Genomic DNA, 24,643 nt, shown 5'->3' on the forward strand with positions numbered 1-24,643 from the left:
AAATAAGGGGATTTTAAAACAAAAAAATTGACTAAATTACTGACAAAACTCCAAAAAATCTGCGCGAGCCTGTTGGCAATCGCACTTTTAGCAGGCCAATTACCTCTAACTCGGGCAGCGACTCTGTCGATTGGCAGTGATTCGCTTGCCAATCCGGCAGTCGGCGAGACCAGCGCCCATTCGATTGCCTTCACCACGCAGAGCAATCTCGCCGCAGGCGACACGCTCGAGCTCAGTTTCCCGGATTTCGGCTTCGCGCTCGACTCAGTCGAGGACATAATCGTGCCAGTCGGACCAGTCGGCACGGTTACTTATTCGAATGCGGACAAAAAAATTACATTTACGCTCTCGCAAAGTTTCCCGGCCGGAGCCGTCGAGGTCGCAATCAGCAACGGCGGAATCACGAATCCGGCAGTCGCCGGTGAATACTCTGTACGAATTTTGACGAAAAACACAAACGGCGCAGTGCTGGACAGCGGCAGCGCGCTGGCGCAAATCGCAAACGGCGTGCAAGTTTTAGCGAATGTCACTCCCGTGATTACGAATGTGACGAGCTCAGTCAGTGATGGCAATTATTTGATTGACCAGATTATTCCAATTCAGGTTCAATTCACAGGTAATGTTTTCGTCACAGGCACGCCAACGCTGGCGCTGAATAACGGCGGAACTGCTTTTTATTACAGTGGCAGCGGGACAAGTACACTCACTTTCAGATATCAAATTCAGGCTAATCAAAATCTCGCTACGGGCGGGAACCTCGACTATGCGTCGACGACCGCGCTGACACTTGGAACAACTGGCACGATCAAGCTCGCGAGTGGCAAAGATGCCAATTTGCTTTTACCAAGTCCAGGGACCACTAGCTCGCTCGATGCGAACAAAAATATCGGCATTTCAACAAGTCAATTTCAACTCTCGGTGACCGCACCGACAGCTTTGTCTTTTGAAATAGCGGACGATAACGGCGCGACCACCACCGCGACACCACTTTTGAAATTCAGTGCAAAAATCGAATCAGGCAAAGTCGCGCTCAGTTGCGACGGCAGAACTTGGAGTAATTGGCACACTTATCCCGAGAGCGGACAGCTGAATGCTGACGGCGCGGCCGATTTCAATATCCTGAGCTGCGGCAGCGACGAAGGGCTCAAGACCATCTCGATTAAATTCGCCAACAGCTTCGGCTACGAATCGAAAATTCTCACTGACTCCACAATTTATAAAAAAACCACGACTAAAGTCACCGAAACTCCTCCGACTACTCCAAGTGAGGTTCCGACCGTAGTCCCAACGACCGGAGCAGCGACAGAGACCAAAACTACACAAACTACGGTTGATTTAAGCACTGCCATCACTGAAACAAAAACTAATACCAAAGCTAACGAACAAAAAATAATTGAAGTTGGTTATGTCGATCCGAATTCCAATATTTGGAAAAGCTTCCGTGATGTGACGGTCGACACAAATGGCAAAACAACAGTCGCTGCGCCGAACGAAAATAAAATCGAAGTGCGCGTGATTCCGGCTAAAAAATTGGAAAATCAAACCACCAGCCTCACAACCTCTCAGCCAATCTTGCCTCAGGCTGGCGGCAAAATTCCCACAAGCACTGAACTCGTTTCTACAACCAACTCTGCAACAGTCCAAATTTCAGCCGAAACCAATGTCACGAGTGGCGGCAGCGGCGCGAGCAGCAGCCAGTATGAAGGCGTAATTTACGCCCCGGAAGTCGTCGAGAATCCTCCACCCATCACCGACACAAATCTGGAAATTAATAACGCCATTGCTGTGGGTAGTTCAAGTGGCTCAATCCAGTTTGACCAGCCGGTCTTGCTGACCCTGCCGACCGAGAATAAAAAGGATCCGCGCATTTATTATTTCGATGAGACAACAAACGATTGGGTCAAAACCGCAGATGTCAAAGGCGGAAAAAGCGGTGGCGAAGTCAGTCCCGACGGCTCGACAATTTCCGTCTGGGTCGATCACATGACACTCTTCGCAGTCGTGGGTGTGAAAGAAATCAAGCTCGTCGGTATCTCGAAAATCGCGGTCGGTGAGGGCGAATCGCGACGCGCAGAATTCGCGAGCGGCGAGTGGTTTTCACCAGCCGACATTGGTAATGACGATTTCGTCAGCATCGCTTGGAGCGGAGTCGGCGAAAAATTTTATTACACTCTGGATAAAAATCCCGCCGCAACTTCCCTGCGCAAAATCACAAATGAGACGAAATTCACGACTGATTTTTTCGTCGATGGAATTCGCGTGAGCGAAGGCGAAAGCTACTTTCACATTCGCGCCGAAGGTGCGGACGGTGAACGCGACGGCGAGACTGTTTTCGTAGTGAACTACGACAAGACACCTCCCCGCCTGACAAGAATCAAAAATGAGGCGGGAAAAATTGAGCTGGATTTTTCGGAACCAATCAGTTCGAGCGATGTAATTTCAATTTATTTTGCCGACGGTCGCGAGCTCGAAATTCCGGCCATCATCGAACCAACCACAATTTTGGAAATTAATTCTGACGAAACCGCTCCGCAGATTACTGCCATCGTCGGATTGCTCACCGACCACGCCGGACTGGTCTTGATCAATCCCTCACCCGATGCAAATGAAATCGCCGACGGTCAAATTCACGCTGCGAGCGTCGAAGTCCTATTCCCTGGTCAACTCGTAAGTGGGAAATACCTCACGCAAAAAGACTTTGTGAATGTCAAACCACAAGCGCTGGGCGCAGTGAAAATGCGGCTCGCCAGCGGCGCCTGGGAAAATTTCGCGGAAAAAGAATTCCACATCGCCCTCCCCGACTTCGGCACCAGAAAAATTATTTTTGAATTTGAAAGCGCCAGCGGTGCGACCAAGTCAGCCGGTGTCATCGTCACGCGCCTGCCGGCAGACACGAGCGAACTTGAGACAAGTGAAGCCGCACAAAATTCCGGCCTCGCCAAATTGCGCGCAGCCATCACAACTAAATTAAAAAAACTGGTCGTCTGGGGCATCTCAGCACAAAACGAAAAAATGCTCGCGACTGTGAATCCCGCGATTTTACCGAGTGAAGAAGTTCCGAACTCCGCAGCGATTAGCGATTTAAATGCTGCACTCACCATCGCTCAGGAAATTGAGAAACTCGCCGGCAAGGAAAATCCAGCCGTGTCAAAAATCGAGCAACTGGCGCAGGAGCTCGCCGCAAAAAATTTCAAGCTTGATGACCTCTTGCCAATCACGACGCTCGTAAATATTTTCGGCAAAATTTCGAGCGCCGACGCGATGCGGCTGGTCGGATTTTTGGATTTGAACTCGGTTGCCCTGCAAAAAAATGACGCGCATTTCACGCTCGGCGAACTTTCGCTCGGATTGCGCGACTCGGACGATGACGGACTGGCGGACAAGCTTGAGCTCGGACTTGGCAGCAATCCATTTAGCTTCGACTCGGATGGTGATGGGATCTCGGATGGTGACGAGGTTTTGAAATTCGGCACTGACGCGCTGACTAAGAATTTACCGGCAACTGTGGGATTCACGAATCTCCCGGAAAAAATCACGAGTCCGCGACCATTTTTAACTGGGACTGCTGCGGCGAATACAATTATCACGCTCGTCGCGGTCGCTGCGGCTGACACGGAAATCACGCTCGGAGAAACCATCACGGACACACGCGGTGGCTTTGCGACTTTGGCGAAAAACGCACTCCCCGCCGGCGATTATGAATTACAGATCAGGGAAAACGGTGAAACTTTAGCCAACAAAAATGTCACAATCAATCTCGATTTCATGCTGTTGCCACCGCAAATTTTCGCCGGCTCATCGGAAATTTTTGAAGAAAATCAGCCCGCCTTTTACGGCAACTCGTTTTACGACGCGCGCGTGATTGCGTTTTTTGACGACCTGCCGAGAGCCGTCGTCGTCGACAATACGCTTGGCGATTTCGTCGTCCGCCCACCGAAAGCTTTGGCGCTCGGAAAACATACGCTCACGATTGTGAGCGAACTCGCCGACGGAACGCGTTCACCCGCCCGTGTTTTGGAATTCGAAACAATCAAGCCAAACGCGAAATCCGCCGCGCCGGTCATCGAAAATTTCGACTGGGAAAAAATCGCGCTGGCTGGCGGAATTTTGATTCTCGCTGGAATCGGCGGAATCTGGATTTTCCGCAGAAAAAATCAAACTGCGCCGTAGCCCTCCGCGTCAATATTTTCCGCCGGCACGCCGAGCTCAAGCAGCTTATTTTTGATACCCGCCGTCGAAACTTCTGAGCCGCAAATCAGGACTTCCAAATTGCGCGGAATATCTGTCTGCGCGAGTACTTCCGGCAGTCGCCCCGAAACTCCCACGAAGTCTTGCGGCGGACGCGAGACGGCGACGGTGAATTCGAAGTTCGGATTTTCTTTTTTCAGCTTTTCGAATTCCGCGAGGTAAAAAATTTCTTCGACGAAGGAAACGCCGAGGAAAAGCTTGATTGGACGCGATGATTTCGCACGCGCCAATTGCGTCGCGACGGCGTAAAGCGGCGCGATTCCCGTCCCCGTCCCGAGCAGCCAAAGTGGTGATTCGTCGCCCAGCTTGGGTACGAAACTTCCCGCTCCGGCCGGTCCGAAAAATTCGACCGACTCACCGACTTTCAAATTTTTGAGAAAACCGCTGCCTCTTCCCTCTTCACCATTTTCAGTGCGAAAGAGTTTGAAAATGATTTTGAAAGTCTGCGAATCATGTCCGTCGCTCGCGAAAGTGTAAGCGCGAAAAACCGCTGGCGTTTTGCCATCCGCGACACGCAGCGAAACATAATTTCCTGCCTCGTATTGCAACTCGCTCGGCTCAACCAGCCGAAAAGTTTTTTCGAAAATATCGCGCGCCAACTCCCGGTGCGATGCGACCTGCGCGATGATTTTTTGGGGTGGCATTTAATACAATTATTTACAAAATTTGATTATCGTCGTCAATTACCGTATAATTATTACACAAATTCCTTCGGGATCGCAGCCTCCTTTGGGGGCTGCTTTAAATTTGTCAGACCTAAAACCTCGGCGATTTTAATTTTCAGATTTTCAAAATCAGCTTGATGCATCATGCCAATTTTCTGGCTCAGTCTTTTGGCGTCAAAAAGACGAACTTGGGAAAGAATCGCCAAACTTTTTTCACCGCGACTTGAGATAAATTCGAAATAATATTTTTTGTCTGCCCGTTCAGCCGTAGTCAGCGAGATGCCCCAAAAAATATGCTGATTGAATTTTTTCAGAATAATCGCCGGACGCAAAAAATACTCCCCCTTCCCGTTTTGTTCGAAACCAATATTCTCACCGTGCCGAACCCAAAAAATATCCTTTTCTTTGAAAAAAATATGTTGCTCGCGCGAGTCGGTCTGTTGCTTTAGTAAATTCCATTTATCGAAATCTTTCATTATCTTGAAATTTAAGAACTAAATAAACTTCGGTTTTTGCAGATGAAAATCAGTCGCAGTTTGGAAAGCGTGCGCCGCGGCGAGCAATTTCGCTTCGGCAAATTGCGGCGCGATGAGCTGCAATCCGACCGGCAAATTGACGGAAAATCCAGCCGGCACGGAAATCGCTGGCACGCCCGCGAGACTCGCCGGCGCAGTGAAAATGTCGGCGAGATACATTTGCACCGGGTCGTCGATCTTCTCGCCAAGCTTGAAAGCCGTGGTCGGCGCGACCGGCGCAGCGATTAAATCAACTCCCGCGAACGCAGCGTCAAAATCTTTTTTAATCAGAGTCCGAACTTGCAAGGCTTTTTTGTAAAACTTGTCCGCATAACCCGCCGACAGCGCGAAAGTCCCGAGCATAATGCGGCGCTTCACTTCGTCGCCGAAACCGCGCGTGCGATTTTCGAAATACATTTCAACCAAATTCGCCGCGTCTTCGTTTTTGATTGTCGGTCCATAACGAATGCCATCGAAACGCGCCATGTTCGCCGAAATCTCGGAACTCGCGACAACATAATAAGTCGGCACGGCGAATTCGGTGTGCGGCAAAGAAATTTCGACAATCTCGGCGCCGAGTTTTTTGAGCTGGCTAATCGCTGCCCGAATTACTTTTTCAACTCCCGCGTCCAAACCTTCGACGAAATATTCGCGTGGAATGCCTATTTTTAAGCCTTTTAAGTCGGTGTGCAGATTAGCGGAATATTTTTCGACTGGTGCGGAACTAGTCGTCGCATCGCGCACATCCTGACCCGCGAGAATTTCGAGCGCGATTGCTGCGTCTGCAACACTCTTCGTAATCACACCAATCGTGTCGAGCGAGCTCGCCATCGAAATCACACCGTAGCGCGAAATCCGGCCGTAAGTCGGCTTCAGTCCGGTCACGCCGCAGAAAGAAGACGGCTGACGAATCGAGCCGCCCGTGTCAGTCGCCGTCGCGAAAACGCACAAATCCGCCGCGACTGCCGCCGCCGAACCGCCGGAGCTGCCGCCCGGCACGCGCGCTAGATCCCAAGGATTACGGGTTTTTTTGAAAGCCGAAGTCTCGGTCGAGGCGCCCATCGTGAATTCGTCCGTGTTCACTTTGCCGAGAATCACACTCCCCGCCTGTTTCAATTTTGCGACCGCAGTCGCATCAAAAGGCGGGACATAATTTTCCAAAATTTTGGAAGCGGCGGTCGTCGGCATTGAAGCCGCACAGAAAACATCTTTGTGTGCGATGGGAATTCCATCCAAGCTACCGGTCAAATTTTCGCTCGCCTGATCTTGTGCGACGAAAAGGTAGCTTTCAATTTTGGGATCGAGCGCCGCAATTCTTTGCCAATAAGCCGCGGAAACTTCTTCCGCAGAAGCTTTTTTTTCAGACAATAACTTTCTTGTCTCGACGAGATTTAAAGCAGTGATATTCATTATAAATTTCTATCCCCTGAACCCTATCCCCTAAACCCTGTCCCCTAAACCCTGTCCCCTAAACCCTGTCCCCTAAATCCTGTCCCCTAAATCGATTTCTTAATTTTAATCTGATTGTTTTCCAGCGGATGCTGCGAGCAAGCAATCAGCTCATTCATTTTCGGGAAATTCTCAATCTCGTCCTCGCGCAAAACATTCTCCATGCCATTGACTTGATTCGTCTCGGCAACACCAGCGGTATCGACGGAATTCAGTTTCTCGATGAAGCCGACGATTGCGCCGAGCTGCGTCGTGAATTTTTCGGTCTCGGAATCAGTGAGCCGAATCCGCGCGAGCTTCGCGATCTTGACGACAAGGTCTTTGGTAATTTGCATTTCCAGGGGATTTTAACAAAAAAATTGGACTGCTAAAATTGGGAGGTGAAAAAAGTCCTCATCTTCGGAACATTCGACGGTCTACATCCCGGGCATGAGAATTTTTTCGCGCAAGCCGCGCGATTAGGACGAGTGTTCGTCGTCGTCGCGCGCGATGCCAATGTCGCCAAAATTAAAAATCGCCGACCGCACTTCTCCGAGCGCAGCCGACTCGCGACTGTCGCGCACGCGGCCAATGTTTTCGCCGCACGACTCGGCGATCCGCAAGATTTTCTAAAACCAGTAATTAAAATCCAACCAGACATCATCGCCCTCGGCTTCGACCAAAAAACTTTCGCGCCCACTGAGCTAAAAACGAAATTGAAAAAAATCAAGCTCGCGCCCAAAATAATTCGGCTAAAATCATTCCAACCTAAAAAATATAAATCGTCTCTCCTTCCCAAAAAATGATTTTATTTCTCCGAATTTTGCGGATGACCGGCCAAAATATCTGGCGCAATGGTCTCACAAGCATCGTCGCAGTCAGCGTGATTACGCTGCTTTTCATGCTGTTTAATGGAATTTTGTTTGCTAACGAATTTCAAAAAACCGCCCTCTCGGTCGTCAATTCGCGACTCGACCTCGCGCTCAATTTCGTGAAACCAGTTGAAGATTTTCAGGTGAATGCGATTGAGTCTGAGCTGCAATCCAATTTTCCTGGAATCCGCTCAGTCAAATTTATTTCGAGTGATGAAGCGTTCCGAAATTTTGTCGCGAATTTCGGACAGTCGAACAGGCAGCTGGCGACCTGGCTCAGCGCCAACACGAAAAGTTCGCCGTTGCCCGCCACCCTCGTGATTTCAGTCAATGCCGATTTACACAGTGAAATTATTAGTTTTCTCGATACGAGTCGTTATAGCGGACTTTTCAATCTCGCCGAACCAGCGACTGGCACACTCGCCACTACGGCCGCTGACAAGATCATCGCGCTCGACCGCACACTCACGAATATCAGTCTCGCTGCGATACTCATTTTTTCAGGACTCGGAATTTTGATCATCGTCGCCGTTCTGCGCCTCGCGATTTTTACGCGCGGACTCGAAATCGGCATCATGCGACTCGTCGGCGCGACGCGCCAATTCATTCGCCTGCCGTTTATTTTTGAAGGGATTTTCTTCGGTTTCGCCGCCAGTCTCGTGAGCGCCGGAATTTTCTTTCTCGGAATCGCGCACTTCGACACGAGCGCTTTCGCTGCCAATCAATTTGGTAGCTTCGGCGAAATGCTCGCGATGACGACGACGAATTTCAGCAATCATTTCGCGCTGATTTTGGCTTGGCAAATTCTCGCCGCCATCACGATTGGCACGCTCGCGAGCATCATCGCGACACGCAAATATCTCTCCAGTCGCGAGGTAATTTTGCACTAAAACTATTCGCGCGACTCACGCGCGATAATCGCCTCGACTTCGGCAACCATTTTGCCAATCGCGTCTTCGCCTGACACCACTTCGAAATCTGCTAAATCTTTTTGGATTAGTTCGGCTTTCGCCGACTCCAGTCGGCGTGCTAATTCCGTGTCCGACATATCCGGCTGGCGTTTGTGAATTCTCCGAGCAAGCGTCGCGAAATCCGGCGGCACGATGAAAATCGCTGAGAATTTTTCCCGTGGGAAATTTTGGCGAATCGTTTTGAGACCTTGAATATCGACTTCACGAATCACGACTTTGCCTGCAGCAATCGCCGCCTCGATTGGCTCGCGCAGCGTGCCATACTTCTCAGCCTCATGTACAACAGCAGTCTCGAGAAATTTATTCTCGCGTTGCATGACTTCGAAGCGTTCGTCTGAAACGAAAAAATACTGGTCCCCTTCCGTCTCATCTGCGCGCGGCGCACGCGTCGTCGCCGATGGCGGAAAATAAAATTCCGGATGATCGCGACGCAAAGCATGCACGAGCGTGCCTTTGCCGACGCCGCTCGGTCCGACGATGAGAAAAAGTTTGCCAAGCATTTTGAAGATTTTTGTACTCAATTGTTTAGTATTTTAACGCACAATCCGCCGAAGACTTGGCGAAGACGGCTAAATTATTTTCGCGCTATGGATGATTGACTTTTTTAGACAATTTTGTTAAAATATAAATAGTTCAAAACTAAACACAAACACGAACTCTTCACATCTCATCTCATCTTCAAAAAAACCTTTCGGGTAGGAAGCGAGTCCGGTCAAATTTTTGTTTGTTTTGGCATTCGGGTTCGTCCCGAGTCCTGCCGAAGTTAATTCAAAAATTTTCTTCGACAGAATCCGTGACAGACAGACTGGGCTCACTTCCTACTTTTCGATCGCGGATCGCGCCGAAACGATCCCGCCACCGAAAGGCAATTTTCTTTCGCGAGTCATTTTCACCTAAAAAATCTAAACGGCTCGAGAACAGAAAGATTGATGGTCGCTTCGGCGACTTACAATCGGAGAGGTAGCTCCAAAATCTACCGAAGAAGAGTGGGAACGCGAGAGGCTCGGCCCCTCACGCAGCCCGCACGAAATCGTAATTTTTCGCTTCAAATTTGAAACTAATTTGAGTGCGAGGATTTCATTCGAGCGGATCAAACCCCCTTGTTGGATTATAAATTTTCTGACGAGGGGGTTTTGTTTTTCAGGAGTAAGGAGTAAGGAATAAGAAGTAAGAAAATAATGGGTAGAGACGAGGCATGCCTCGTCTGCGTGCTTTTCCTCAAATTCCTTTCAACCACTTCAATTTGCCGTCTTCGATCGTGATGAGATCAACCCGCCAGTCGGAATTTTCGAGTGAATTTTCGAGCAGAAATTTTTGACCCGCCGCGGCAATTTTGGCTAATTTCGCTTCGCCGACCGCCTCGACCGCCGCGCCAAATTTCGCCGAGCGTCGCGCTTTCACTTCGACGAAGACGATCTCTGCACCGTCGCGGCAAATCAAATCGACCTCGCCGTCTTTGGAATGAAAATTCGTTTTCAAAATCTCAAGTCCCCGACTCACGAGAAATTTGCCAGCCAGAATTTCACCGTCATTTCCAAAATTCTTTTTGAAGCTCATTTTGTTAAAATCAACGCGCCTCAATCTTAAATCATAAATCGACAATCTTAAATTATGCGCATCCTTTTTTTCGGCGATATTTACGGCAAATTCGGACGCATCGGTCTGAAAGAAATTTTGCCGAAATTACTTGAGAAATTTCAGCCCGACTTCGTCCTCGCGAATGCCGAAAATCTCGCGCACGGTCGTGGTCCGACTGAGCGCCAGCTCGCCGAACTCGCTGCGGCTGGCATCGACGGCTTCACGAGCGGCAACCATATTTTCGACGCGGCGGGCTACGAAGAACTCTTCGCGAAAAATGCTTTTCCGCTCGCACGCCCCGCGAATTATCCGGACGGTGTACCCGGTCACGGTTTTTTTGTCTTAAAGAAAGCTGACCAAAAACTTTTTGTTGGTAATTTAATGGGACGAATTTTCATGGGCGATCCGCTCGATAATCCATTTTTTGCCGCAGAAAAATTGATTGCCGAAGCCAAGAAATTGAAAATCAAAAATATTTTTCTCGACTTTCACGCCGAAGCGACGAGTGAAAAATCGATGCTCGGACATTTTCTCGATGGCAAAGTGAGCGCCATCGTCGGCACACACACGCATGTGCAAACCGCCGACGAACGGATTTTGCCGAATGGCACAGCCTTCATCTCGGACGCCGGATTTTGCGGCGTGCTGAATTCCGCGATTGGCGCGAAACCGGAAGCCGCGCTCAAAAGATTTTTGACGCAGCTCCCTGCCAAACTCGAAATGGCGGAAGGTCGCCCAATCGTCGTCTCGGGCGTTTTTATTGAAACCGATGCAAGCGGAAAAGCTCTGAAAATCGAGCGCATTTACGAGCTTGTCGAATGAATACGGACTTTTCGAAAATTCAAAATGCTCGCTGGCTTGACCGAGAAAGCGATTTACCAAAAACTCGGCGAGCAGTATTTGTCACCCGAGAAGAGAGTTTTAGATTTGACAAAATAGATTTAGATAATAAAATCAAACCTTCTTTTAAGAATTAAAAAATGTCCGAAATCCCACGGCTAATGCCAGAAACAGGAGAAAGAGGAAGAATAATTGAACAGCTATTAGTTGCTGAAGCTCGTCTGCCAGATAAATTAGACTTGAGGTTTATTCGAGAGTCCGGTGATTTTTTTAGGATTGACCAGCTACTGTCTACAGCAGAAGATCAAATTAACAGCGCTATTCGCGCAATAGAAGGAGATGTTCTTCTATCGCGTCGTTTTTATAGAAAAATAGAAGATGTTTGCCAAATACCTGCTGCCCAAATGGAAATAGCTGAGACGCGCATAAAAGATTATCAGAGCTTGTCAAAAAACAATCTCAACGAAAGCAACCTAAAAAAATTAATTACTGCCTACAATCAAATTATTTTTTATCTTCAAAATCTTAAAAGCTTGAAAGAAGAAAAACTCAAGAGCCCAAAGCCGAAACATTTAAAAGATTTACGATTCGAGATCGATGGTATTTTTTAGTTTAAAAAGTTGAGATTACGCTTTTCTTCTTGTCATTCCCGACCTAATCGGTAATCCAGAATTTTAGATCGCGAAGCATTTTCCTGGATCCCCGCCTGCGCCCCAAAGGGGCCACTTCGTGGCGGGGAAGACAATGCAGGTGCACTCATTCAACTAATGATTTCTCCCAGTCTTCCGCTCATCCGCGCCGCGTTGACTTCCATCGCGATTCTTTCACCCATCGCGACTGGTCGGCCGAAGAGATAAGACGAGTATGGCGTCGCGGCGATGCCTGGACTGCCCGGCATGCGGAAGGAAACATCGAAGACGACCAGCTCTTCTTTTTTGCCGTCCGTCTCGATCGCACCCTGGAGCGCGAAAGGTCCGACGATGCCCTTGGGATTGTATTTTTTACAAATCTCGACGAAGCGCGAACCGGCTTCAAAAGCCTTTTCTAGCAGACTTTCTTTGACTGTCGCGGCGATGTGTCCGGTCTCGATGTGACTCGGCAAGATTCCGGCCGCGCTCAATTTCATCTGTTCATTCGCCGGCAGCCTCAACCAGCCATCGAGATTCGTCTGACGGCGCGTATCCGTCCCGAGTAATTCCAGCCGATTCGAAAGCGGCGAATAAAAGAAATTAAAATTGATCGGCGCGCCGAGGATGAATTCCTCAATCACGGCTTTCGCAATTCCCTCTTGGGAAATCTGCCCGGCCGCCAATTTTTCCGCAATCGTTCTTTCCCATTCAACCTTCGAACTGGCGAAAAAATTCTCGCGCTCAAATGTGCGCGTCGCGTTCGGAATTTTGGTCAAAGTCAGCCGATCAATTTCTTCGGCTGATTTGAAAATTTTGGGAATCCGAATTTTCGCCGCTTCGAGTACATCGTACTGATTCGGTTTTTCGTCTCTTTCTTCGAGTCGCAGAAGTTCGCGCGTCCCGAGAATCGGCACATGAAAATCATTTTCGACTTTGGCGAAATCGTCGAAATAGACCCAGAAATAGCGCGAATGTACGAATAGAACATTCAACTTACGCAGCTGTTCTTGAATTTCCGGCTTGAGAATGTCGGCGAATTCATCGACTAGAATTACCTCATCGACCACGCCAGTCTCCGTCTTGGGATCGAACTTGAGAAATTCAGAGTAAGTTTTTTCACGACCGCGTTTCGCGACGACGACTGACTTGAGCCCCTGCCGTTTCGCACCAAGCGAAGTTTCGAGCGCGGAATGTCCGCCGAGCGAAGCAATCGCAAGATTTTCTAAATCGTAACCCTGAAGTAAATCTTTCAATGTGGAAATAATTTAATGATTCAATGCTTTGGTAGTGGTCGCGAGAATTTTACCGCTAATTTTAGCAAGTTCCTCACAGTCCGCCAAAAATGATTCAGCCAAATCAGCAGGAATGTAATCCGAGTCACGCAGAAGTTTTAACCAAAAAATTGTTTCGCAAACTTCCTTGTAGGCTGTCGACATTTTCGCCCGAAATTCTTTTTTCGATTGTGAACCAGTCGCCTCCGCGACATTCGCCCCGATTGAAGTTCCACTCCGCAAAATCTGTTTTCCAAGCGTGAATTCCTTTTTTTCGTGAATCAAAAATTGATAAAGCTTCACAATCCTCAATGCAAACTGATAACTTTTTTCTGCAATTGCATTACTCTTTTGAATCATTCCATTATTTAATTATTGGATTATTGAATTATTGAATCATTCGCTATTCACCCGAGGACTTTATCGAGACAATTTTGCTCAAGCGCTATTTTGATTTCGCGCGCGATTCTGCGACCAGTCGACATCGGCTCGTTGTATTTGAGGAAAGTATAAGGCGAGCCGGCGATGTAGGGATTCGTCCCAGCGACGATGCGCGCTGAGATTTCGAAAACCGTCAGAATCAAATCAGAAGTGACGATTCCCTCCAAACAAAATGGTCCGAAAAGTCCCGGCGCTTCGAGCTTTTGCGATTGCTCGACCACGCGCGTGCCAATCTTGATGAAATACGGCAGTAAAGATTCGCGGACGACGAGCGGAATGTTGCCGACGATGGTGTAGCTCGTCTGCAAATTGGTCGTAATCTGATCGGTCGCCGCGACACGCCCGATTGAGTCGGCGTTCGATTCGTAGCGTTTGTCGAAACCGAGAATCTCCAATTCCCCTGTAATTCTCGAGTAAAAATAGTGGACATAAATCGGCACACCGACGACATATTCTTGAATCGTGAATTTTTCGTCCGGATGCGCTGCGATTCTCTTATAAAATTCCGCAGTCGAATTCGCGAGGAAATAACCGCGTCCGCCGCGTGCGCCGTGAAATTTCACAATTACCGGTCGGTCGATTTTTTCGGGCGAATCGAAGATGAGCGGCATTTTGATCTTGGCGGCAGTCAACCACTTCTCCTGCTTGCCCCGATCCGATTCCCAGTCGAGAATATTTTTGTTGCCAAAATGGTCAACTTTCAGCTGCTTAATTTTGTCAGTCTTCAGATATTCCACGAATGAGCCGTGCGGAATCACAATCGCATTCTCGGCAATCAACTGTTTTTCAATCTTCAGAAAATCGCGGAAGCTGTCAATCTCGATGATTTTGTCCGCAACCGGAAACATTTTGTAAGGCGCGACGCGTTTGCGCTCACAAACACAAATCGTCTCGAAACCCTCATCTTTCGCGCCCTTGAGAATTTGCAGAGCGGAATGGCTGCCAATCGTCGCGATTTTTTTGGGAAGTTTGAGCATTTTTTGGATTTGGTTGATTATAGCAAAAGAGCGCGCTGGATGGAAAAACTTGACTGAGAATTAGATTTAAAAACTCCGTGCTTTATTCTCGGACAATTTGATTATCAGCTAAAAATCTAGTGATTTTATCTGGGTTAGAAATCGCCAAAATTTCATTTCCGTCTAAGAGTTTTCTTCCTTGAATGACAAACCTCAAAAATACGGCTACATTTAAGCCTTTTTCTTGAACAATCTGCAAAATTTCCGGTCGATCAAAACTAACCCTTCTGATCCAATCATAGCCACTATAAAAAACTAAACCTAAATTATTATCTCCCCAAGGAAGCGTCTCAACTTTGATCTCGTCGGCAAAACTAATATGAAGCAATAAACAAAGATCTCGAATTGCGGTCTCTTTTTCTGTTTCTTGCTCTTGAGTTGTGAATAAATGATTTTTCGACTTAAGGGCAATGTCTGGTTTTGGCTGACTCATCGCCTCAACCATAGCTCGGACTGTCCGCCTTCGATATTCTGCAGCTTTCTCACGATTAGCGGCAGCCCGCTCAAGCTGAGCGACAAATATCCTAAGGTCTGTCTGACTCCAAGGACTGCTTTGTCGCTCATTACCTTCCAATCTATTCCCAGTTTTCATTTTTTAACATTAAAAATAAGGTGAGATTCTAGTCCACAATATCTGAAAAACAAAATTAGTCCGAAATAAATCCTGCGATTGCCGAGGTCGCGACGATGCGCGGCGACGCCAAATAAACTTCGGATTCTTTCGAGCCTTTTTCTTGGATAATCTTCAAAATTTTTGATCAATCAAAACTAAACCTAAATTACAATCTCTCTCCTTGCTTAAAAAAATTTTTATTTAAAAAACGATCTACCCTGATTGTTGCGACTAAAACCACCTCGCACAATGAGCAAATTTTCGAGCGTAATTTTTGGGCTAAAACTCCTGTGATTAATAATATTTCCTGCCAGCCTCGCGACCACACTACCATCTCGCGCCCGAGGAAGCGGTTGAAGATTTTCATCAAGATTAGCTTGCAAAATCCGAATAACAGCCTCCCTAGTCTCATCCTCCAACTTCTGGGAAAGCTTATTTACTCTATCGATAACAATCTGAAGGCTTGTTTTTATCTCCGGCGACTGAGGCATTTTTAAGCATTAAAAATAAGGTGAAATTTTAGCTCACAATATCTGAAAAACAAAATTAGTCCGAAATAAATCCTGCGATTGCCGAGGTCGCGACGATGCGCGGCGACGCCAAATAAACTTCGGATTCTTTCGAACCCATGCGTCCGACGAAGTTACGATTAGTCGAAGCGATCGCGCGCTCACCGGCTGCGAGAACTCCCATGTGTCCGCCAAGACAAGCACCGCAGGTCGGTGTCGAAATCGTCGCTCCCGCCGCTGTGAAAATCTTGAAGAGTCCTTCGTCCTCAGCCTGATTCCAGATCTTGGTCGTCGCCGGCACGACAATCATGCGCACGCCGTCCGCAATTTTTTTATTTTTCAAAACTGCTGCCGCCTCACGCAAATCCTGAATGCGACCATTCGTACAGCTCCCCAAATAAGCTTGGTCGATTTTAATCTTGTCTTTTTTCGCTGCCGAAATCGACTTGGCATTCGAAGGTAAGTGCGGATAAGCGACCATTGGCTCAAGCGCGGAAACATCTATTTCCAAAGTCTTTTCGTAATGAGCGTCTGAATCAGACTGCAAAACTGTGAAATCGCGGCAGCCACGCGCCTCAACATAATCGATGGTTTTTTGATCAGGATTGATCAAGCCGGAGGTCGCGCCCGCTTCGACTGCCATGTTCGAGAAAACGACGCGATCTTCGACTTCGAGTGAATCAATCAGTTCGCCGCCAAATTCAATCACGCGATCAGTCGCCCCAGCGACTCCGAGCTGGCGGATGACTTCGAGCATCGCGTCTTTCGCGAAAACTCCCGGCTGTAATTTGCCAATCAAATTGACGCGAATGGTCTTCGGCACCTCGAGCCAAACTTCGCCCGTCGCAATCGCCGCCGCGACATCGGTCGTCCCGACACCGAAGGCGAGCGCACCGACGACACCATGAGTGCAGGTGTGCGAGTCCCCCGCGATGGCGACCATCCCCGGTCCGATGTGACCATTTTCGAGAAAAATCGTGTGGCAAACTCCGTGTCGCCCAATCGGATAATAATTTTTGATGCCAACTCGGCGCACCCACTCATCCAATTTTTTCGCGAGAGTTGCGGATTTTTCGTCTTTCGCCGGAACGAAATGATCAGGCGTGACGACAATTTTGGCTGGATCAAAAACCCTGGAAATACCGCGTTTTTCTAGCATCGTGAGCGCCGGCGGCGTCGTCACTTCGTGACACAGCAATCGGTCAAGACGGATTTTGACGAAACCGCCTTCACGCGCAGCGCCAGAGATTAAATTTTTCGCGATGATTTTTTCGACTAAAGTTTGAGACATGGGAGCATTTTATCACTTATTTTATAAAATATAATTAGCTTCTAGTCAATGTATTCAATTTGACTTGAAATGACCTTTCCGCTAAGATAACATGATTTCTTATTTTCTAACTTAAGAAAAATGTCTCCTCTCGCAAATAAGCTAACTAGCCACAAAGGTCTCGCTGTCGCACTCGCGGCAACCGCCTTGTTGGTTTTGGGTGGCGGAGTTTTCCTTTCTGCCAATGATCTCCGTAGCTCGGTCGTTAACACGATTGACAGCTCGACTTATCAGGCCGTGCACCTCGACAATAGTGAAACCTATTTCGGCAAAATCACCTCGATGGACGACAACTATGTCAATGTCACTGATGTGTTTTATTTCCTGGATGAAACGAAAAAGACACTCGTGAAACGGGGCGATGAATCGCTCGTGCTCAATCGCGCTCATGTCCTCGCAACCGAAAATTTGGAGGACGGCAACGCTGTTTTGCAGGCGATTCTTAAATACAAGTCAAACAAAAATTAAATATTTCTCGGCTAAAAACGCCGGGAGCCAAACACAAAAATAAACGGTCAAAAAACAAAACAAAACAAAAAGCCCACCAAAATACGGTGGGTTTTTTGTCGGCAAGTGTGGAATCAGCTAAAATCATCGCGCATTAAAAAAACTAACATGCTTAAGTCCGAGCATTCCAAAAAATCAGCCATCGGCGTATTGTCGTTTTTGCTGATTTTGGTGATTGCCACTTGCTTCCTAATTCATTCGAATTTTTTGGGAAATCTTTTTGGTCCACCGCAGTATGTCGCCGTCGAGCTCGCGGACGGCGAAACTTGGTACGGTCAAATCGCCAGCGAAAACGCCGAATCCATCACGCTCAGCCATGTTTACCATTTTCACGACAATAATTCTACGCAGCTCATAAGCCACGACGATCGCCTCGATCCGCCGAAAACAATCACGCGCAGTGAGATTTTTTCGCTCGCAACTTTGAGTGAAAGTAGTCCGGTTTTAAAAGCGATTCGTAAATACGAAAGCAAATAAATTTGTGAGCTCAAATAGTTTTTGCTATATTGAGAGCCACTTTAATAACCCCCGCCGCGATGCGCCCAACCCCTCCCCGCCGTAAATCCAGAGACTATTTGGTGCCGTTTTTAATCGTCCTCGCCATCGGCGTAATCGCTGCACTTTTGTTGCAGCTGTGGGGATTGTGGGGCGACACAGGTGAAAACACGCTCACGCTCTCCGGCAAGGCTGAACTTACGGATGTTTCTGGCGATGTCGAGGTTTATTTGCCGGCAACCGGATCTTGGAAAATTACGAGCGAAGCAGCCGTGCTCAATCCGGGCGAGAGTGTGCGCACGGGTACAGACGGTAGCGCGACGCTGACTTTTGACGATGGCAGCGTGGCGACACTCGCGAACTCGAGCGAACTCGCAATTTCCGATTTGCAAAATTCCATCACCAAAAAATCAGTCACGCTCGCCCTCGCACGCGGAGCCACCGCCATCACAGTCGGTACGAAAAGCAGCGACCTCGTAATCACGAGTGAGTTTTTAAGAATTCATAACGCCGACGGTCGTTTTTTAATGCAGGTCAATACTGCTGGCGATCTTGCCAGTGCAATCGAAGGCGGTTTCGTCGCGGCGATCATCGATCCGGAGAATACGACGAAAACCCCGGAACTGAAAAATCTCATGGTCGAAAGCGGCAAGACGGTTGAAATTTCCGAGCGACGCATCAATCTGCTGAGAATCGGCGGTGAGATTGACCTCGTCCAAACCACGCCAGCCGAAATTCTAAATTCGAATCTGTACCTCGCCGCAACTTCCGGAACGAATCTCGTGTCAGACACAGTCACGAATCCGGACACAGTCGTGAACCCGGATGGAACAGTGAGCCCGGCGACCACCCCAGACGGAACGGTGGATTCAGCGACAAATCCAGATTCGGAACGAATCCCGGCACCGCTCGTCGTCACCGGCGGCGGCAATGTCTCAGCCGTCGCTGAACCGGTCAAAGTCGTCGGCAAGGTTTCACCGAAAGTCGTAAAAATCAAAGTCACCTTCGACGGCACTGACGCTTTCGAGCTCTCGAAATTCGTCCCAGGTAGCGGCGAGTGGAGCTACAACGCCGCCCGCAGTTTTGAAAATTTGAAAGTCGGCGTGAATAATTATTCGGTCGTGGGCTACGATGAAGCCGGCAACGCCACTCCGACTGCGAGCTTCCAGATTCGCTTCAATCCCGATGGTGCGACGAGCACGACCACCGAGTCAACCGAAACTTCCACCACCACGACGACTACGACCAAAACGACTGACGGTGTCCCCTCGGTCGGCAGCACGGCGTTCGCCGCGCCCACAGTCAGCGAACCGGCTGACGGTGCGACATTCGAAACTGCACCTGTACATTTCGCAGGCACAGTGCCCGTCGGCACGACCGCGGTCTTCGTCAATGGCTACAAGCTGACTGGTTTTGTCATCGGCGGCACGACCTGGCAGTACAACGCCGCTCCGAGCTACAGCAATCTCAAAGCCGGTGAAAATGAATTTGAAATCGTCGCGACGAATGAAGCCGGTGAACGCAGCTCGACCACGATCAAAATCACCTATTCGCCCGCAGAGACGACGGCTCCAGAGACAGTACCAGCAGGCGAATAATCCCGGATTTTCGCGAAGCTAAGCCTAAATTGAGTTGATATTTTGGCGTTTTTTTGGTAAAATGGCAAGATTTAAAAACAAAAATTTGGAAATCCGACAAAAATATTTTGCCGAAAAATCTCTTTTCCGAGAGAAACGGGTTTTGTTTATCGTCGGAGGAATGGAATACATTTTGGGCGAAAAAGGAATCGAGGGTTTTGTGAAATGGCGTGAAAGTAAACACAAATCAAAAGCAGATATAAAAAAAGCAAAAATTGAATCAAATCTCAAAAAAATTGAAGCAATTCAGGCAGAGAAAAAGGCTGCAAAAGACTCTAAGGCAATGCAAGAAATTAACGAAACTCAGCAAGAATTCCGACTCCAGATGGCAGATCGCGGAGTCATTCTGGACAAAGATTTAAATCCGGCTCAAAGTGCAGCACCGCAAAATCCAGCAGAAAATGCAGAAGGCAAAACTTCGAGCCCGATTGAAGGCGTAACCACCAAAATCAGTATTCTGAAAAACATTCCCTTGAAAGCAAGAGAGAAACAAGAGCTTTTAGCTGAACAAATTAATGACCTTTTGGCTGGGAAAAAAAGTTCTGGTGAAAAGATTTTGCGAAAAATCGACCCCGGTTATGTCCGACCAGCCTCGGGTAACTGTTCTCTCGAAACACAAAGGGCGGTCGCCAAAGCTGTCGGGAATTATTTGTCAAAAGAATTGGTCGAAAAAGCAATGGCTGGCGATAAGATTGCCGAAAAACTGGCGGCCAACAAAATCGAGCAAATTTATGATGTCCTTAGTCTTGCCCGCACAAGAATTTACCGAAAAGAAGTTCGTGCCGAAACCAAAAACGAATTCGACAAAGTTAACCTTGGCTGGCTCATGTCATATAAAAAAGACCGACCTGTCCGTGCTGACCTAGCAAGGCCTAGATTTAAACAAACCAGCAAATTTGAAAAACTAGAAAACAAAGCTTTTAAAATTGAAGAAGATCCTGAGAAATTAGAGGCTGACAAGATTGCTGCAAAAAAAGAGCGCAGCGGCAAACCCAAAAGCAAGCTCGGCAAAGCCGCTTATTACGGTCTAGTCGCTCCCTGGCTGGCTCATACCGCCTACAAAAAAATTATCGAACCTACTGCTAAATTTTTGGTGGAAAAAACTTTTGGCAAAGGCGTCGTGGTCGGCACGGCACGCACGGCTCTCTGGGTGCTCGGCAGTGGCATGATGGGCGGAATCCCTGCCATCCCAGTCGTAGTCGAAGCAGCAATCTGGACCGCGCAGCAAATTAAGCCTGGCAAAAAAGCAGAAAAAGTCAAAGATGACGCTGTGTATGCTGCAAAAAATGTTGCGAATATCGGCACGCTCGGCATCCCCCGCTACATCGGCGGTGTCTTAAAGAAAGGTTGGGATTTTGTGAAATTAGACCGCAAACCAAAACCAACCAAACCAGCTAATAAATGATTTCTGATTTTATTAAATCACGATTCGCAAATAGCAATCAGCCGCTTACGGCACGACTTGTTTTTGCTGATCAAGCTCCTGAAAAAAAATCGATTACAGCGAAAACAGAGTCCGCGCCTGTCGTGCCAGAGACCGATAAAAGCAAGAATGCTTTCGAACAACCGGAACACACAAGCGACGATACCATCAAGCATGATTACAGTGAAGACATCCAAAAACATCTCGACAAAAAAAATACGGACACCGAACTAAACGAGAAGCTTCCTTCGAATTGGTTTCAAGTCGATAGTGAACCTGGCAAACAATCAGAAGGAGAAGTGCAAGCTCGAGTCGACAAAATATATAAAGAGATTTTCATCGATGACAAAGGACCTCTCCACGAGCAAGTCGCTGAATATAATGCGACATACCGCAACGGCAAAGATAAGGATCAACAAGTTACGGCCGAAAAATTAGTTTTCGGCAGCAGCGTCGCTGAGAGCGCACGAGCACAATATCTCAAAGAAAACCCTGATAAAGATCCTGATAAAAATGAAGCTGCCGTAGAACAAATCGCCGAAGCTGAAAAATCTATTAGACTTAACGCTATCCGTGACCGACTTGAGAACTTGAGCAAGCTGCGCGAGAAGCAAAAAGAAAAATTGACTGCTGGGAACTTGGTAAAAAATCTCGGCGAAGGCGTCACCAATATCACGGAGTCATTTCAGGAAAACCTGAGCGAAGGCAAATGGGTCGAGGCTGGCATCCAGGCTGTCGGCATGTTTTTAGTTTTGAAATCCGCTTGGACGCTCATCAAAAAAAAGCCGGACGACCAAGATTGGGTTTCTTATCTCACAACCAATGTTTTACAGGCGGCAGCTGGTGTCGCGATTCTCATGCCAGACGCAACACACAGCAAGCACAATCTTTTGAACATGTTGAAGCTGACGAGTGCGGCGGATGACATGGACGACCGCGGCTTGGCAGAATTAATGAAGGGATTGAACTGGCGTAACCGCACGGAAGCAGAGACGCTGAATGCCCTCGCCAAAAACGACATCGACGACATTCACAAGGCCTATCAAGAAGCGCGTGCCGACGGCAAAAGCGAAATCGATCCGCGCCAACTGCTTGGCAAGAATGCGCCAAAAAAATCTATCCTGAATGGCAAAGAACTTTTCAATATTGTCGAAAAAGTCTTGGAACGCTACGGCGCAAAATATTTCGAGCTCGTGATGGGACAACCGCCAGCGACTCCGCAAGAGATCCAGGACGGCATCACGCTGTGCGTGCGCTATCACAAGGTGACCAAAAACCAGTCCAAATCTTTCGCGAGTGTCGTCGCACTCGAGGAGCAAAGTTTCGAAGACTGGAAGTATCCTGAAAAAGTCGAGGGCAAAATTCCCATCATCGCTGGCATCGCCAGCAACATCGGGCTTAGTATCCTGCACCCGACGCGAAGTCCAGAGTTGCTTGGTGAAGCCTTTAATAAGTGGCTCGACTTTTTCGAAATTGATCGAGCGTGGTTCGCCGCAAATGTCAGCGATCCAGCTAAAAATGAAATTTTGGCAATTTATGAAGTCGATAAAGAGTTGGCGAAAAAACTTGTCAATACAATTAAAGATTTTGCCAACACTCAGTATGAAATTTATAAACTCATGGGTGCTAAGGCGTATATTTCCGCTGTCACCGAGCTAGGAGTGAAAGCTACAGTCGAACTCGCTGGTGCGACATTCACAGGAATCTATGAAGCGGGCAAAGGTCTGAAAGATGTCGTGGTCGAAGTCGGCGGACAGCTTTACACCAATGCGAAAGTTTACATCGAGCGAGACGGCACACTCGGCAACACGATTGTCTTCAGCAACTGGATTCCATATAAATATAATTTGAAAGACAAGAAGTGGTCACGCGCGAGCATCGCCGATGCTGCCGGCAAGGTACAAGAATTCACAGTAGGCAGCGTGAAATATGTCGCAAACGAAGTTCCTGCAATCATCGACAATACCACTGTTTTTTGGGCAGAATATTTCCAAAACACCCTGCCGAAACAGTGGGAGAGCATCAAACCAACACTCGAAAAAACTGGCGTCAAGATCGTCGGCGGCTATGAATTATTTGCGGCTTTCACGAAAGCGGTCATTCAAGAAAACATCGTCCCGGCTGCTAAAGCTACGGGCAAAGGTCTCGCTGATTTTTTCACCGACGACAATAATTTAATCCGCGCTTTCTATAAGGCAGCCAAAACAGCAAGCTCTGAGAAGCTAGATAGTTTTATGCATGGCAGCATCAGTATTGTTGATTTCCTTAAACAGTCCGCCAACGAGCGCGAACACCTCAAAGAGAATATCAAAAAGTTCGACGACATCATTTCGAAACGAGGCGAAGAACAAAAATATTTTGGCAGCGCCATCACTCCAGAAAATCTCAAAGGACTTGAACCAGCTGTCCGCGCGTGGATGTTTGACCGACTGGGCTCGTGGAATCTCGATATGTCTGCCAGCGCAGCGAAATTCGATGCTGCTGGCGGATTCATCGAATACAGCCCCATCACACTTGAGTCGATTGGCACGCTTGGCATTTTGCCAGGTTTTGGCAATCGAGATGTCAAGCTACGCATTAATTTCGCGGCGGATGGAACTCTCGATGACAGAACAAGATTTGAATTAATCACAGAAGACGGTCAAGTTCTTAAATTGGAAAAAGAGGATTTCGACGCCAATAAACTCAGCGAGACACTCAAGCACGCCGAACCCGCTCTCGAAAAAATGTCGCGCCTCTCGCTGACCGCTCTCGAACAAAATCTAAATCGCGAGACGGAAATAAAATCTAAAACTGAAATTCTGGCGGCAGTGAAAAAAATGTCAGCGAGCCCAGAAATGCAGTCGATTTTCCTGCCGCTCGCTCCACTCATGGAAAATGCCAGCGAAGACTTTGGTTTTTTAGGGAAAGATGCGATTGCTGGGCTGCTTGAATATATTTGGAATCTCGGATCCGGATCAGGACCAATCAATGAAAATCAGTGGGCAGCGCTCGTCACCTACAAACAGCACGAAATGCTGCTTTTTTACCAAAATTCATTGGTCGCCAACGCGCAAAAAAATAATGGCGTACTTGATCCAAAAGAAATTCCTGCGCTCGAGAATGAGTTCAAAGAAAACTACTTGAAGCCAATCGTAGATAGCTGGCCTGGATTTGATAGCCAACTCGAAGACATTACAGACGAAGCAAAAGGTTTGATTGTGGACATCGGCAGCAAGAATTACCAAACCGCTCTCGCCAGACTACTCGTACTCGGCGCGCGCAATGAAACCTATCCTACAACTTTACAAAATCTAGTCGCGAGCTTCGAGCAAATTAATTTCGAAGGTCAAAACCTGAGTGAATATGCCAACCAGCTCAAGGCAGTCGCACTTTGGAAATTTGCCGAAATGGCAGCACCAATCGGAAAACTCAAAGAAGCACTTCCTGCGAATGGACATGACTACACTGGTGAAAGAATTGGAGAAAATCACAAGAAATATCTCGCATATTTATCGAGAGAGCTTTTGGAGCAATTAAATAATTTTCAGAAAAATGGCTTAGTGCAAAAAAGTGTCAGTGCTGACGAAGTCGCCCAAATTTTTAGAAACCAACTAAAAATCCAAACATTCGCGGAGTTTGAAAAAAACCCGTCTTAATAAATCATCACAAAAAC

The 24,643-nt window shown here is 47.8% G+C and carries 21 protein-coding genes; 10 read left to right on the top strand and 11 right to left on the bottom strand.

The features are described from left to right. Positions 1–27 precede the first annotated feature (27 nt). Positions 28–4,170 carry a thrombospondin type 3 repeat-containing protein gene (locus WCV72_01615; GenBank protein MFA6458069.1) on the top strand — a complete coding sequence of 1,381 codons (4,143 nt, stop codon included), beginning with the start codon at positions 28–30 and terminating at the stop codon, positions 4,168–4,170. On the opposite strand, the gene WCV72_01620 is transcribed toward WCV72_01615, so the two are convergent. The 4 genes from WCV72_01620 to gatC all read right to left on the bottom strand — a co-directional run bounded on the left by WCV72_01620 (position 4,155) and on the right by gatC (position 7,212). Next, complete coding sequence (locus WCV72_01620; protein ID MFA6458070.1) at positions 4,155–4,892, bottom strand: FAD-dependent oxidoreductase; 738 nt, start codon at positions 4,890–4,892, stop codon at positions 4,155–4,157. The two genes, WCV72_01615 and WCV72_01620, sit on opposite strands and share 16 nt — an antisense overlap. A 53-nt stretch (positions 4,893–4,945) precedes the next feature. Then, a complete protein-coding gene (locus tag WCV72_01625) occupies positions 4,946–5,389 on the bottom strand; it encodes a type II toxin-antitoxin system PemK/MazF family toxin (protein ID MFA6458071.1) in 444 nt (147 codons plus the stop codon). Between the two features lie 18 nt (positions 5,390–5,407). Beyond that, complete coding sequence (gatA, locus tag WCV72_01630; protein MFA6458072.1) at positions 5,408–6,838, bottom strand: Asp-tRNA(Asn)/Glu-tRNA(Gln) amidotransferase subunit GatA; 1,431 nt, start codon at positions 6,836–6,838, stop codon at positions 5,408–5,410. A gap of 86 nt (positions 6,839–6,924) precedes the next feature. After that, positions 6,925–7,212 (bottom strand): Asp-tRNA(Asn)/Glu-tRNA(Gln) amidotransferase subunit GatC, encoded by a 288-nt coding sequence (gene gatC, locus WCV72_01635; GenBank protein ID MFA6458073.1) that lies wholly within the window; start codon positions 7,210–7,212, stop codon positions 6,925–6,927. A 45-nt stretch (positions 7,213–7,257) separates the two neighbouring features. Between gatC and WCV72_01640 the strand changes: the two genes are divergently transcribed. Both WCV72_01640 and WCV72_01645 read left to right on the top strand, forming a co-directional pair. Beyond that, a complete protein-coding gene (locus WCV72_01640; GenBank protein ID MFA6458074.1) occupies positions 7,258–7,662 on the top strand; it encodes an adenylyltransferase/cytidyltransferase family protein in 405 nt (134 codons plus the stop codon). After that, positions 7,659–8,618 (top strand): permease-like cell division protein FtsX, encoded by a 960-nt coding sequence (locus WCV72_01645; GenBank protein ID MFA6458075.1) that lies wholly within the window; start codon positions 7,659–7,661, stop codon positions 8,616–8,618. Before WCV72_01640 ends, WCV72_01645 begins: the two co-directional genes overlap by 4 nt. A gap of 2 nt (positions 8,619–8,620) precedes the next feature. Here the strand turns inward: WCV72_01645 and gmk are convergent, their stop codons facing one another. Together gmk and WCV72_01655 are read right to left on the bottom strand one after the other, a co-directional pair. Beyond that, the gene (gene gmk / locus WCV72_01650; protein MFA6458076.1) at positions 8,621–9,220 is read right to left on the bottom strand and encodes a guanylate kinase; all 600 of its coding nucleotides are present in this window, start codon (positions 9,218–9,220) and stop codon (positions 8,621–8,623) included. A gap of 697 nt (positions 9,221–9,917) precedes the next feature. Continuing rightward, positions 9,918–10,256 (bottom strand): YraN family protein, encoded by a 339-nt coding sequence (locus tag WCV72_01655; protein MFA6458077.1) that lies wholly within the window; start codon positions 10,254–10,256, stop codon positions 9,918–9,920. A 54-nt stretch (positions 10,257–10,310) separates the two neighbouring features. On the opposite strand from WCV72_01655, the gene WCV72_01660 reads away from it, so the two are divergent. Further along, positions 10,311–11,099: a TIGR00282 family metallophosphoesterase gene (locus tag WCV72_01660; GenBank protein ID MFA6458078.1), complete on the top strand. Its 789-nt coding sequence runs from the start codon at positions 10,311–10,313 to the stop codon at positions 11,097–11,099. A 158-nt stretch (positions 11,100–11,257) separates the two neighbouring features. Continuing rightward, a complete protein-coding gene (locus WCV72_01665) occupies positions 11,258–11,728 on the top strand; it encodes a hypothetical protein (protein MFA6458079.1) in 471 nt (156 codons plus the stop codon). Between the two features lie 149 nt (positions 11,729–11,877). Here WCV72_01665 and WCV72_01670 read toward each other — a convergent pair whose 3' ends face one another. The 5 genes from WCV72_01670 to WCV72_01690 form a co-directional block, all read right to left on the bottom strand. Further along, complete coding sequence (locus tag WCV72_01670) at positions 11,878–12,999, bottom strand: DUF1297 domain-containing protein (GenBank protein MFA6458080.1); 1,122 nt, start codon at positions 12,997–12,999, stop codon at positions 11,878–11,880. A 12-nt stretch (positions 13,000–13,011) separates the two neighbouring features. Continuing rightward, on the bottom strand, positions 13,012–13,377 hold the full coding sequence (locus WCV72_01675) for a four helix bundle protein (GenBank protein ID MFA6458081.1): 366 nt from the start codon (positions 13,375–13,377) through the stop codon (positions 13,012–13,014). A gap of 47 nt (positions 13,378–13,424) precedes the next feature. Beyond that, positions 13,425–14,435 carry a formate--phosphoribosylaminoimidazolecarboxamide ligase gene (locus WCV72_01680; GenBank protein ID MFA6458082.1) on the bottom strand — a complete coding sequence of 337 codons (1,011 nt, stop codon included), beginning with the start codon at positions 14,433–14,435 and terminating at the stop codon, positions 13,425–13,427. An 82-nt stretch (positions 14,436–14,517) separates the two neighbouring features. Continuing rightward, positions 14,518–15,066, bottom strand: a complete 549-nt coding sequence (locus WCV72_01685; protein ID MFA6458083.1) for a hypothetical protein — start codon at positions 15,064–15,066, stop codon at positions 14,518–14,520. A gap of 567 nt (positions 15,067–15,633) precedes the next feature. Then, the gene (locus WCV72_01690) at positions 15,634–16,887 is read right to left on the bottom strand and encodes a 3-isopropylmalate dehydratase large subunit (GenBank protein MFA6458084.1); all 1,254 of its coding nucleotides are present in this window, start codon (positions 16,885–16,887) and stop codon (positions 15,634–15,636) included. Positions 16,888–17,007: 120 nt separating this feature from the next. Here WCV72_01690 and WCV72_01695 point away from each other — a divergent pair, with 120 nt between their 5' ends. From WCV72_01695 to WCV72_01715, 5 genes are all read left to right on the top strand, one after another. Further along, on the top strand, positions 17,008–17,394 hold the full coding sequence (locus WCV72_01695; protein MFA6458085.1) for a hypothetical protein: 387 nt from the start codon (positions 17,008–17,010) through the stop codon (positions 17,392–17,394). Positions 17,395–17,541: 147 nt separating this feature from the next. Beyond that, positions 17,542–17,910 carry a hypothetical protein gene (locus WCV72_01700; protein MFA6458086.1) on the top strand — a complete coding sequence of 123 codons (369 nt, stop codon included), beginning with the start codon at positions 17,542–17,544 and terminating at the stop codon, positions 17,908–17,910. Between the two features lie 59 nt (positions 17,911–17,969). After that, a complete protein-coding gene (locus tag WCV72_01705; GenBank protein MFA6458087.1) occupies positions 17,970–19,526 on the top strand; it encodes a FecR domain-containing protein in 1,557 nt (518 codons plus the stop codon). A gap of 85 nt (positions 19,527–19,611) precedes the next feature. Next, on the top strand, positions 19,612–20,970 hold the full coding sequence (locus WCV72_01710; GenBank protein ID MFA6458088.1) for a hypothetical protein: 1,359 nt from the start codon (positions 19,612–19,614) through the stop codon (positions 20,968–20,970). Further along, positions 20,967–24,626 carry a hypothetical protein gene (locus WCV72_01715; GenBank protein MFA6458089.1) on the top strand — a complete coding sequence of 1,220 codons (3,660 nt, stop codon included), beginning with the start codon at positions 20,967–20,969 and terminating at the stop codon, positions 24,624–24,626. The genes WCV72_01710 and WCV72_01715 overlap by 4 nt, the downstream gene beginning before the upstream one ends. Positions 24,627–24,643: the final 17 nt, after the last annotated feature.

Source organism: Patescibacteria group bacterium, from assembly GCA_041665585.1.
Classification (GTDB): Bacteria; Patescibacteriota; Gracilibacteria; order JAHISY01; family JAHISY01; genus JAHISY01.